Annotated in this window: 9 protein-coding genes; 7 read left to right on the top strand and 2 right to left on the bottom strand. The window is 42.9% G+C overall.

Annotation, left to right across the window (positions count from 1 at the left end; genetic code table 11):
• The first annotated feature begins 101 nt into the window (after positions 1-101).
• Entirely contained in the window at positions 102-1,949 is a 1,848-nt protein-coding gene (gene asnB / locus H538_RS0102070) for an asparagine synthase (glutamine-hydrolyzing) (RefSeq protein ID WP_026676152.1), read from the top strand.
• 23 nt (positions 1,950-1,972) lie between these two features.
• Here asnB and H538_RS0102065 read toward each other — a convergent pair whose 3' ends face one another.
• On the bottom strand, positions 1,973-3,742 hold the full coding sequence (locus H538_RS0102065; protein WP_026676151.1) for an alpha-glycosidase: 1,770 nt from the start codon (positions 3,740-3,742) through the stop codon (positions 1,973-1,975).
• Positions 3,743-3,976: 234 nt separating this feature from the next.
• On the opposite strand from H538_RS0102065, the gene H538_RS0102060 reads away from it, so the two are divergent.
• From H538_RS0102060 to H538_RS0102050, 3 genes are all read left to right on the top strand, one after another.
• The gene (locus H538_RS0102060) at positions 3,977-5,245 is read left to right on the top strand and encodes an extracellular solute-binding protein (protein WP_026676150.1); all 1,269 of its coding nucleotides are present in this window, start codon (positions 3,977-3,979) and stop codon (positions 5,243-5,245) included.
• A gap of 67 nt (positions 5,246-5,312) precedes the next feature.
• Positions 5,313-6,632: a carbohydrate ABC transporter permease gene (locus tag H538_RS0102055; RefSeq protein ID WP_035349763.1), complete on the top strand. Its 1,320-nt coding sequence runs from the start codon at positions 5,313-5,315 to the stop codon at positions 6,630-6,632.
• Between the two features lie 3 nt (positions 6,633-6,635).
• Positions 6,636-7,472, top strand: a complete 837-nt coding sequence (locus H538_RS0102050) for a sugar ABC transporter permease (protein WP_026676148.1) — start codon at positions 6,636-6,638, stop codon at positions 7,470-7,472.
• Positions 7,473-7,556: 84 nt separating this feature from the next.
• Here the strand turns inward: H538_RS0102050 and H538_RS25345 are convergent, their stop codons facing one another.
• The gene (locus H538_RS25345) at positions 7,557-7,724 is read right to left on the bottom strand and encodes a ribbon-helix-helix domain-containing protein (RefSeq protein WP_081412543.1); all 168 of its coding nucleotides are present in this window, start codon (positions 7,722-7,724) and stop codon (positions 7,557-7,559) included.
• Positions 7,725-7,815: 91 nt separating this feature from the next.
• Here H538_RS25345 and H538_RS0102040 point away from each other — a divergent pair, with 91 nt between their 5' ends.
• The 3 genes from H538_RS0102040 to H538_RS0102030 all read left to right on the top strand — a co-directional run bounded on the left by H538_RS0102040 (position 7,816) and on the right by H538_RS0102030 (position 12,525).
• Positions 7,816-8,937 carry an RNA-guided endonuclease InsQ/TnpB family protein gene (locus H538_RS0102040; protein ID WP_026676147.1) on the top strand — a complete coding sequence of 374 codons (1,122 nt, stop codon included), beginning with the start codon at positions 7,816-7,818 and terminating at the stop codon, positions 8,935-8,937.
• 161 nt (positions 8,938-9,098) lie between these two features.
• The gene (locus H538_RS0102035; RefSeq protein WP_035349762.1) at positions 9,099-11,471 is read left to right on the top strand and encodes a glycoside hydrolase family 31 protein; all 2,373 of its coding nucleotides are present in this window, start codon (positions 9,099-9,101) and stop codon (positions 11,469-11,471) included.
• Positions 11,472-11,487: 16 nt separating this feature from the next.
• Positions 11,488-12,525 (top strand): LacI family DNA-binding transcriptional regulator, encoded by a 1,038-nt coding sequence (locus H538_RS0102030; protein WP_026676145.1) that lies wholly within the window; start codon positions 11,488-11,490, stop codon positions 12,523-12,525.
• Positions 12,526-12,527 lie beyond the last annotated feature (2 nt).

Genomic DNA, 12,527 nt, shown 5'->3' with positions numbered 1-12,527 from the left:
GTAGATGCACTTTTAGAAGCCTGGTGCATAAATTGATTACTGGGCATTTATGCATAAAGATTGGCATGAGAAAACTGGTGTTTCTAGAAAGGGTGATCATCATGTGTGGAATAACGGGAATAGTGAACTGGAATAAAGATGTAGCGTCAGAGAAAAACATCGTATTTAAAATGGCGGCAACTCTGTCAAAGAGGGGGCCAGATGCACTGAATGTCTGGGCAGACCGGCATGCAGCCTTTGGCCATGCAAGACTCGTTGTCGTTGATCCGGCGGGCGGCGCCCAGCCAATGGTGAAAGAGAAAAATGGACAGTTTTACACCCTTTGTTACAATGGCGAATTATACAACACCGAAGACATCCGAAAAGAATTGCTGAAGAGGGGGTACACATTTAAAGGGCACTCCGATACAGAAGTGCTGCTAACCTCTTACATTGAGTGGGGCGAAAATTGCGTCAATCACTTTAACGGCATTTATGCATTTGCCATATGGGATGAAAAAGAGCAAAAACTGTTCTTATCAAGGGACCGGCTTGGTGTTAAACCGTTATTTTATTGCGAAAAGGGAAGTCAATTGTTATTCGGTTCAGAAATTAAAGCGATTCTTGCCCATCCGGAAATGAAAGCTGAAATTGATCGGGAAGGACTTCAGGAAATTTTCGGGTTAGGGCCTTCACGCACACCGGGTCATGGCGTTTTTAAAGGGATACAGGAGCTGAGGCCGGGCCACTCGATGCGCTTCGATCATAAAGGGCTTAAAATTTGGCGGTATTGGAATGTGAAAAGTGAGGGACATGTACACACATTAGAAGAGACGGTTGAAAATGTAAGATTTTTGTTAACAGATGCGATCACAAGGCAATTAGTGGCTGATGTTCCAGTTTGTACGTTTCTTTCAGGTGGGGTTGATTCAAGTGCGATCAGCGCGATTGCTGCAAGATATTTTAAAGAAGAGAGAAGAGGGGACCTTCATACGTTTAGCATCGATTATGAGGAGAATGATAAATATTTCAAGTCGAGCCTTTTCCAGCCAAATGCGGATGGTCCATGGATAGAGAAAATGGTGGAAGCAATTGGCTCAAAGCACCATTCGCATGTCATTGATATGGAACTTCTTGTCAATCACTTGAAAGAAGCGGTCATTGTGAAAGATTTACCGGGGATGGCTGACGTTGATTCGTCGTTATTATGGTTTTGCCGCCGGATTAAAGAGCATTCTACCGTCGCTCTTTCCGGGGAATGTGCAGATGAAATTTTCGGTGGATATCCGTGGTTTCATAAAGAAGAACTAATGAGCCGGGAATCGTTCCCCTGGATGAGCTCAACAAAAGAAAGAGAAGATTTATTGCTCCCTTATTGGAAAGAGAAATTGAATTTGCACGATTATGTAAAAGCCCGTTATCAAGAAACGATTGATGAAATGCCGCGATTGGAAGGCGAAGATAAAAAAGAAGAGAGGCGGCGGGAAATCTTTTATTTGAATATGCTCTGGTTTATGACAAATCTTCTTGACCGGAAAGACCGGATGAGCATGGGAGCAAGCCTTGAAGTTCGCGTGCCGTTTGCCGACCATCGGATTGTTGAATACGTCTGGAACATCCCGTGGGAAATGAAAATGTTAAATGGCAGGGAAAAAGGAATTTTGCGCAAAGCTTTGGAAGGAATTCTGCCAGATGAAGTGCTTTATCGAAAGAAAAGCCCATATCCGAAAACCCACCATCCGAAATATACTGAAAGCGTAAAAGAATGGCTGCAAGCGATTATAAATCATCCCGCCTCGCCGATTCTCGAGCTCTTGAATAAAGAAAAAATCCAGGCGATTATCGATACGAACGGGGAAGCTTTTAAAGTGCCATGGTTTGGCCAATTAATGACAGGTCCGCAATTAATCGCCCACCTTGCACAAATCGATACGTGGCTTTCGGAGTACAAGATTAATATTGTGGATTAGAAGAACGAACAGACTAAGTAGCCTTAGTCTGTTCGTTTATGAATCATGTAAATCGCGAACCCATAGGCCGGCAATTGAAGTTGAAAGCTGCTTCCAAATTCAATGCTTCTATTGTTCCAGAGGTCGGTAACCGTATGATTTGTCACAAATTGAGTTAGATCAATTGACTGGCTCTTTTCGCACGGATTCATGGCGATTATAATTGCTTCATCAGAAATCTTTTTTTCATAAACAAGAAGGTTTGTCGCCGGATCTGCTTCAAGAAAAGAGAGCTTGCCTCCGGTTCCGAAAGCGTGATACGTTTTGCGCAGTTCAATCAATTTTTTTATATGCTCGAACAAGTCTAGATCCTGTTTGTCTTTTTCCCAGATCATGCATTCACGGCAACCGGGATCCTGGCCGCCTGTCATCCCGATCTCATCTCCGTAATAAATGCAGGGGGAACCGGGGTAAGAGAGCATGAACAAATAAAGTAGTTTCACTTTCTCTTTATTTTCGCCGCAAAGCGTCAAAATCCGCGGAGTATCATGCGAGCCAAGCAAATTAAACAGCGCTTCATTCACGTTTTCTGGATAGGAATGAAGAATCCGGGTGATTGCAGAAGCGAATGAATCCGCACGCATCGCCCCCTTAGCGAAAAAATCAGTGACGGCTGCTGTAAACGGGTAATTCATGACGCTGTCAAACTGGTCTCCCCGGAGCCACGGCTGGGCGTCATGCCAGATTTCTCCTAAAATATACAAATCAGGTTTAATCGATTTTACCTCATTTCGAAAGTCCCTCCAAAACGCGTGATCGACCTCATTTGCCACATCAAGCCGCCAGCCGTCAATATCAAATTCCTCCACCCAGTAACGGGCGACGGAAAGAAGATAGCTCTTTACTTCAGGGTGGGATGTATTGAGCTTTGGCATTCTCGGTTCAAAAGCAAACGTATCGTAATTCGGATTTGGTTTCGTCTGAACGGATTCCTCCCATAAATGAAACCAACCGGCATAAGGAGAGTTTTTGCCGTTTTTTACAACATCCTGAAATGGCGGGAAATGAAATCCTGTATGGTTAAACACCGCATCCAGCATCACTTTGATCCCATTTTGATGGCAAACGTCTACCATTCGGCGAAAGGTTGCTTTATCGCCGAATTGGGGATCAATTTCCATATAGTCGATCGTATCATACTTGTGATTCGAACTCGCCTTAAAGATGGGGGTGAAATAAATCCCTGTCACACCCAATTGGACGAGGTGATCTATATGATCAATGACGCCCTGAAAATCGCCACCGAAGAAATTGGCAGGAGTTGGTTCTGCGCTTCCCCAGGCGAGCGTACCTTCCGGATCATTTTTCGCATCTCCATTCGCGAATCGTTCAGGAAAGATTTGATACCAGACCGTGTCTTTTGACCATTCAGGCGCCTTGAAAACATCGGCCTGATGTAAAAAAGGAAAGCAAAAGTAGTAAGCGGTATCTTCAGGCGCTTTTTTATAAAATCCTTTTTCGGTGTAAATATAGCGCTCCTTTTCGTCAGATACGTCAAAGCCATAACGGAGCCTGCGAAAAGGGGGTGTAACCTCGATCATATAATAGTCAAAATACTCGTCACTTCCCGAAAGACGCATTTCCTTTTTCGTATATTGCCAACGGCCGCTGTTCCAATCATATGGATCTCCATAAAGTAAATAGACGTTTGTTAAATCACCTTTTTTCGCCCGCAACCGGATATGGAGCGCCTTTTGATGATAGGCATAAGCATACGTATCGGTTGGTTGATGAAAAATTGCTTCTAGTAACATTTCTCGTCTCCTTCCCAGAGTGCAATCGTTTGCACTAATTATACCATAACTACTAAAATAGTAACGACAATAGAATTAAAAATTTTCAAAAAAAGAGTTGAAATAGTGATATAGGCATGTATAATAAAACTATAAGTTTGTGCAAACGTTTCCGCAAAATATGTCGGATTTTATTTTTGTAGAATGGTGCAACCGTTTGCAAAGCAATTTATTATATAAAAGGGGGATATTGGAATGAAGAAATGGTTAGCGAGTTTAATGACACTATTCTTGTTGTTAGGCGTTCTTTCCGCATGTGGGCCAAAAGAATCAAGTAGCGGCGAAACTGGCAACAACGGCTCAAAAGAGACAAAACCTGAAAAATTAGTGATTTGGGAAGATAAGGACAAAGGAGCCGGATTGAAACCGGCCATTGAAAAATTTGAGAAAAAGTATGGCATTAAAGTGGAATATAAAGAGATGCCGATGCTCGACCAGCAAGACAAATTACGTCTTGATGGCCCGGCTGGTAAAGGGCCTGATGTGATTACGACTCCGCATGACCGTGTAGGGCCGCTTGTAACGGAAGGGCTAATTGCGCCGCTTGACATCTCTAGTGATGTGACGGGTAAGTTTACGGACTCGTCGATTGCGGCATTAACGTTTAAAGGAAAACTGTATGGGCTTCCAAAATCAACAGAAACGCCTGTTTTCATTTATAACAAAAAATTTATGAAAAAAGCGCCCGAAACGTTAGACGAAGTGTATAAAATGGCGAAAGGTAACAATAGCGGGGCGCAATACGGATTTTTAGCGAACTGGACGGATTTTTATTTCGCTTATGGGATTATAGCTGGGTATGGCGGCTATGTCTTTAAAGACAACAACGGAACGCTCGATCCGAAAGATGTAGGATTGAATAACGAAGGTGCTGTTAAAGGGCTTGATTTTATTACAAAATGGTATAAAGAAGGGCTCTTTCCAAAAGGGGTAGTCGGTGAAAAGGCAGGTCAAACGATCGACGGTTTATTTACAGAAGGAAAAGTGGCTTCTCTAATGAACGGGCCGTGGTCATTCCAGCCGTATAAAGATGCGAAGGTTGATATTGGGATTGCCCCGATGCCGAAACTGCCAAACGGGGAATATGTGAAAACATTTATCGGCGTAAAAGGGTGGAATGTGAGCAGTTTTTCAAAAAACAAAAAATGGGCGACAAAGCTCGTTGAATTTATTACGAATGAAGAAAGCGCGAAAATTCGTTTCGAAAAAACGCAGGAAATTCCGCCAGTTAAATCATTAATGAATGATCCGATTATTGCGGATAATGAAGGGGCAAAAGCGGTTGCCATTCAATCTGAACGGGGAATTCCGATGCCGAATATTCCGGAAATGGCCGAAGTCTGGAAACCGGTCGCCAACGCGTTGCAGCTTGCGGCAACAGGAAAGCAGTCTTCGAATAAAGCGCTCGATGATGCGGTGAAATCAATCAAAGAAAACATTGAAGCAAAACATAGCGGAAAATAGTTTTGTTTGAGAAAGCAGTGCCTGGCTGCTTTCTCTCTTATTTCAACGTCGGAAAGGAGAGGCGTATATGGAAGCAGTGCCGCAGAATATAAAATCCGCACAAAATAAAAGCTTTCACTATCAATCCAATCATAGGAAAACGGCCGTTATTTTATCCATCATCCCTGGTTTAGGCCAGCTTTATCATAAGCAATGGGTTAAAGGGATCTTGTTTCTTACCCTTACTGCATCTTATGTTGCTGTATTTTCAAATCTATTAAATATGGGGCTCTGGGGAATCGTTACACTCGGGACTGAACTGCCGCGGGATCATTCGATTTTTTTGCTTGTCGAAGGAATTATTGCCCTTATTGTTATTACGATCGGGGTCGCCTTTTATGCATTTAATTTATACGATGCCTATCAAACTGGTAAAAAGCGCGATGCCGGCATGCGGCCCTGCACGCTAAGAGAGCAGTACCAGCACACAATCGACAAAGGCTTTCCTTATCTGCTTGTTACACCCGGCTTTTTTCTGCTCATCTTTGTTGTCATTTTTCCGATTCTATTTATGGTCTTTCTTGCCTTTACCAACTATGATTTATACCATTCTCCGCCTGCAAAACTCGTAGATTGGGTCGGCTTTCAAAATTTTATTGATATGTTCAAGCTTGATATTTGGCGGGAAACGTTTGTCTCCGTCTTTTCGTGGACAATCATTTGGACATTTACGGCGACAACGCTTCAGATTGCTGTCGGTATTGGGCTTGCTGTCATGATGAATCAAAAAGATGTAAAGCTTAAAGGGCTGTTTCGCACGATTCTTATACTTCCATGGGCGGTTCCAGCCTTCGTATCGATTCTCGTCTTTAGCGGAATGTTCAATGATTCGTTCGGGGCCATCAATCATGACGTACTCGCCTTCTTTGGAGTAAAAGACATTCCGTGGCTCACCGACCCATTTTGGACGAAAGTTGCTCTTATATTCATTCAAACATGGCTCGGGTTTCCATTTGTGATGGCGATGACGACAGGCGTATTGCAATCCATCCCAAATGAATTGTACGAGGCGGCGACGATCGATGGGGCAACGAGCTGGGATAAATTCCGGACGATTACGCTTCCAATGGTTTTATATTCGACAGCGCCGATTTTAATTACGCAATATACGTTTAACTTTAACAACTTTAATGTCATTTATCTGTTTAACTCAGGGGGGCCTGCCGTCGCCAGTCAAAACGCAGGGGGAACGGACATACTGATTTCCTGGATCTACCAGATGACAATGACGTCGGCCCAATATTCGAAAGCGGCTGCGGTTACTGTAGTGTTATCGATCATCGTAATTCTGGTCGCGCTCTTTAACTTCAGGAGAACGAAAGCGTTTAAGGATGAAGGGAAGGTGTAAGAAATGAAAATGAAACAAGCAAAATGGATTCGCCTGTCGTTTACGTATCTCATCCTTTGCGTTGCCGCCCTTATTGTCATTTACCCGCTCCTCTGGGTCGTCGGTTCTTCGCTTAATCCTGGCAACAGCCTGACAAGCTCGACGATTATACCGGAACACGCAACGTTTAGCCATTATAAAGAATTGTTTACAAAAACAGAGTATGTCACATGGTATTGGAATACATTGAAAATATGTGTGTGTACAATGAGCCTGTCCGTCATTTTTATCGGCTTGACCGCCTACGCCTTTTCTCGTTATCGCTTTGTCGGACGGAAGAACGGGCTGATGCTTTTTTTAATTTTGCAAATGGTGCCGCAGTTTGTCGCGATTTTAGCCATTTATATTTTGGCCAATCTTGTCGGGCTCCTTGATACCCATCTTGCCCTCATCCTTGTCTATGTCGGCGGGTTGATTCCGATGAATACGTGGCTCGCGAAAGGGTATTATGACACGATCCCGAAAGAATTGGATGAATCGGCCCGAATTGACGGTGCCGGCCATCTTGTCATCTTTTTCAAAATTATATTGCCGCTTTCTAAACCGATACTGGCAGTCATTGCGCTGTTCAGTTTTATTTCGCCGTTTGCCGACTTTATACTTGCTTCAATTTTGCTGCGGTCGGATGAGAAGCAAACACTGGCCGTTGGTCTTTTTAACATGGTATCGGACGAATTCGGCAACCAATTTACGTTGTTCGCCGCAGGCTCGGTCTTGATTGCCATTCCGATTGCGATTTTATTTATAGCCTTGCAGCGTTATTTCGTTTCCGGCTTAACGGCAGGAGGAACAAAAGGCTAATGTTTCAAACTGAAAACAGATAAAGCGGGGGGGGGTTAACTGTTTAAAGGAAATTTGCAAAAGATTATAAAACCCTGCTATTAATTAACAGGGTTTTTGCCGCTTAGTTAATAAATCTTCAATGGCTTCATCCAGGAGCTTTGATATTGGTACTTTAGTTTGTTCTGATAGCTCCTTTAAAGCCATATATAATTCCGTTTTTATTGCATTTGAAAGAGGGGTTCTTGTTTTCAATCCTCTTGATGGCTTCATTGTAATCACCTCGTTTTAATTATATCTTTAATACAAACTACTTGCAACTACAAGTAGTTTAGGCGTAATTAAAAATAGGGAGGTGAATTTTTTGATACTTGCGAAAAAGGTTAGATTGAAGCCAACTTTCGAACAAGAAAATCTGTTATGGAAATCAGTTGGAACAGCCAGATGGGTATATAACTGGGCTCTTTTTAAACAAGAAGAAAGTTATAAGCATGGCGGTACATTTATTTCTGACGTAGATTTAAGAAAAGAGTTGACACGATTAAAGAAACAGCAAGATTTTTCTTGGCTGAACGATGTTTCCAATAATGTTGCAAAGCAAGCGGTTAAAGATGCTTGTGATGCGTATAAGAAGTTCTTTAAGGGATTGGCTGATCAACCACGCTTTAAAAACAAAAAGAAATCAAAACCATCTTTTTACAATGATAATGTAAAGCTAAAAGTAAAGAAAGATTCAGTTTTGATTGAAAAAGTGGGTTGGATTCAAATATCTGAACAAGTACCTATAGGCGTGAAATACAAAAATCCTCGAATCAGTTTTGACGGGAAGTATTGGTACTTGTCGGTGGGGATTGAACAAGAAAATCCAAAGCAAGAGTTGACAAATGAAACTTTAGGTATAGATGTTGGAGTAAAAGAATTAGCGGTATGTTCTAATGGAATGGTGTTTAAGAATATTAACAAGACAAGAACAGTGAAAAAGGCAGAGAAACACCTTCGTCGGTTGCAGCGCAGGGTTTCTCGTAAATATGAAATGAATAAGGAGGGGAACCGTTTCGTCAAAACAAGCAACATTATAAAACACGAAAAGAAAATTCGTTTAGTGCAACGAAAGCTTACAAACATCCGTAATAATCACATTCACCAGGTGACATGCGCTATCGTGAAAACCAAACCTGGCGCAGTAGTCGTGGAAACATTGAATGTGAAAGGGTTGATGAAAAATAAGCATTTAGCAAAAGCGATCGGGCAACAGAAGTTATATGACTTCAAAGTTAAACTACAGTACAAGTGCGAGAAGTATGGAATAACGTTTGTCGAAGTGGATAAATGGTATCCATCATCAAAAATGTGTTCTAGTTGTGGGTCGATTAAGAAAGACTTAAAACTTTCTGATCGAGTTTACACGTGCACTTGTGGTTTAGAAATGGATCGTGATATAAATGCTGCCATCAATCTTGCAAACTATGGAAAATTAGTAGTCTAGTCATCTGCAAGACACTACTAATATGTAGGATTCGTTGTATCCGAATTTACGCCCTCGGAGTATCATATCAAATGAGAGTAGCTTCGGCAAAATCAGACACGATGAACAGGGAAGCAAACAAAGCTTTGTAGAGTTTTATAAGGTTTTGGCAACGGGATATTATGCTAGATACGAGTTTTGCGATTCATCCGGGAAACACAAATCAATCGGTTCATTCATCGCACATCGACATTGGGAATATGAAATCGTTTAAGCAAACTGAAAATCGTTTTGAATTTGCATGCAAACGCGGGAATGTCGCACTTCTTTTTTATCGCAAGGATATTACGCGTGTCGTTATGAATCCTTCCGGGCAGCTGCGATTGGAAACCAGTTTGGCGGTTGTCGCGGCCCCGGAGGAAGTAGGCATTCAAGTAAAGGAAGAGGAACATCAACTTCACATTTGCTCCGAACGTCTTGCAGTCGTTGTACAAAAACAGCCTTTTCGTCTTTCGTTTTACGACGAGACCGGAAATTTGCTCGTTCGTGAAGGCGATTTAGGAATGGCATACAATGAAAAAAAAGAAGTCATTTGCTATAAAGAAATGGATGAAGATGATAACTATTACGGCTTTGGCGAAAAAACGGGCTTTCTCAATAAGCGCGGGGAAAAAATGGTTATGTGGAACACAGATATGTACGCCCCTCATAATCCGGAAACCGATACGCTTTATGTTTCCATTCCTTTTTTCATGACCCTTCGAGAAGGCAAAGCCCACGGCATCTTTTTTGATCATACAGGCAAGACGACATTTGATATGAGAGAGGGAGGGAAGACCTATTCATTTGCCGCTGAAAGCGGCCAGCTCGATTATTATGTGATGGCCGGACGGTCTCCGAAAGCGGTTGTCGAGCAATATACCCATTTAACCGGCAGAGCGCCGCTTCCGCCAAAATGGTCGTTAGGCTACCACCAGTCACGATACAGCTACCAATCGGAAACAGAAGTAAGGGAACTTGCCGAGACGTTTCGTGCAAAAGAAATTCCGCTTGATGTGATCCATTTAGACATTCATTATATGGACGGCTACCGCATCTTTACGTTTGATGGCGAACGTTTCCCGGACCCGGGGAGATTAATTGCCGAATTGAAAGAAAAGGGGATTCGCGTCGTGCCAATCGTCGATCCCGGCGTAAAAGAAGACCCGGAATATTTCCTTTATCAAGAAGGGGTTTATGGGGATCATTTCTGCAAATATTTGCATGGCGATATTTACCACGGCGACGTTTGGCCGGGAAATTCAGCTTTCCCTGATTTTACAAATACGAAAACGCGCAAATGGTGGGGAGAGAAGCATCAAGTTTATACCGACCTCGGAATTTGCGGCATTTGGAATGATATGAATGAACCGGCTGTTTTTAATGAAACGAAGACGATGGATGTAAAAGTGATGCATGGCAATGACGGCAATCCGCAAACACACCGGCAAATGCATAACATATACGGTCTCCTTATGGGCGAAGCGACTTACACTGGATTAAAAGAGTTGCTTCATGGGAGGCGGCCCTTTTTGCTTACGCGAGCCGGCTATGCAGGGGTGCAGCGGTACGCTGCCGTTTGGACGGGCGACAACCGCAGCTTTTGGGAACATCTCGCGTTGTCGCTGCCAATGTGCATGAATTTAGGATTATCGGGAGTGCCATTTGCCGGTCCCGATGTCGGCGGATTTGCCCATGATACGACAAAGGAGCTTCTGATTCGCTGGACCCAGGTCGGCGCCTTTACGCCATTTTTCCGGAATCATAGCGCGATTGAATCAAAGAGGCAGGAGCCGTGGGCATTTGGTGAAGAAGCGGAGCGGATCATAAAGCGCTATATCGAGCTTCGCTACAGGTGGCTGCCGCATCTTTACACATTATTTAAGGAGGCGGCGAGTACTGGATTACCGATAATGCGCCCACTTTTAATGGAATATGCTGATGATGAAAATGTGCTAAACCTATCGGACCAGTTTATGCTTGGGAGCACGGTCATGATTGCTCCAATACTTCAACCGGGAACATCTCATCGAGTTGTCTATTTGCCGGAAGGAAATTGGATCGATTATTGGACGGATGAACGCTATGAAGGAGGGGGGCATCGATTATATAAAGCTTCACTAGAAACGTTGCCGATTTTTATAAAAGAAGGTGCAATCCTTCCACATGGCACGGCAAAACAGTCAACATCAGATCCGGAAACGAAAATGACCTTCCACATTTACGGAACGCCCGATGGAAAAAGCGAATATTGCCTTTATGAAGATGATGGGGAAACGTTCGCTTTCGAAAAAGGAGAGTACTTTGAGCTTAAAATAGGTTGTTCATTTAATAAAGATTTGATTAAAATAGACATGGAAAATACATCTGGCCGGTTCAGGCCGACCTGGAAGGAATATGAATTTGTTTTTCATAATGTATCGGAAGATGTTGAAATTATTATAAACGAAGATCGAAAGCTCCCTCAGTTGAATGGAGAAGCTCGTTTGCCTGTAATTACCGTAAAGCTGGACTAGAAAGTAGGGACATTAAATGACCGTCACCATAAAAGATGTCGCAAAGTTTGCCAATGTAGCACCATCAACCGTTTCCCGGGTAATAGCCAACAATCCACGCATATCGGAACGTACAAAGCGGAAAGTAAGAGAGGCGATGGAACAATTAGGGTACCATCCGAATTTTAATGCAAGAAGTCTTGCCAACAAAAGCACACAGGCGATAGGGCTTGTTATGCCGGGCGCCGCTGATAAAACGTTCCAAAATCCGTTCTTTCCGGAAGTGATCCGCGGAATAAGCACGAATGTCCACCGGCATGAGTACGCCTTATATATGGCGACAGGATCAACGGAAGAAGAAATTTTCGAAGGAGTCGTCCGGATGGTGCAGGGAAGACGGGTAGATGGAATCATCTTACTTTATTCAAAAGTCGATGATCAAATAATGGACTATTTATTGGAGCAGCGTTTTCCGTTTACGGTCATTGGGAAACCATTTAAAAATGAACAGGAAATTTCATTTATCGATAATGACAATTTCAAAGCGGCAAAGGAAATGACCGAATATTTAATTTCGCTCGGACACCGGCGGATCGGCTTAGTCGGAGGAAATCCGGATTTAGTCGTTACGATTGACCGATTGCTCGGATACAAAAAAGCATTAAAGAGCCATGAAATTGCATATGACGATCAGTACATTATCCATGAAGAATTTCTGAAAGAAGGCGGGCAAGAAGCGGTCAGGGAATTGATGGGGCTTTCCTGCCCGCCGACAGCGCTTCTTGTAATGGACGATTTAATGGCTTTTGGTGTTTTAAGCACGTTGTCGGATATGGGGATCGCTGTACCTGAAGATATTTCGATCGGAAGTTTTAATAATCTCATGTTATCCGAATTTTCGACGCCACCGTTAACCTCTGTCGATATAAATATATTCGATCTCGGATATGAGGCGGCAAACAGTCTGATGGAGATGATTCAAGAACCGGAGAGGCCACTGAAGAAAATCACAATTCCGTACCGTCTCGTCTTTCGCCAATCATGCCAAAAGGTAAAAAACAGCATGCAAAATTAATG

This window comes from Fictibacillus gelatini DSM 15865, assembly GCF_000430745.1.
In the GTDB taxonomy this organism is placed as follows: domain Bacteria; phylum Bacillota; class Bacilli; order Bacillales; family Fictibacillaceae; genus Fictibacillus_A; species Fictibacillus_A gelatini.
The sequence above is the reverse complement of the archived record's forward strand: the minus strand, read 5'-3'. Positions and strand labels throughout refer to the sequence as shown.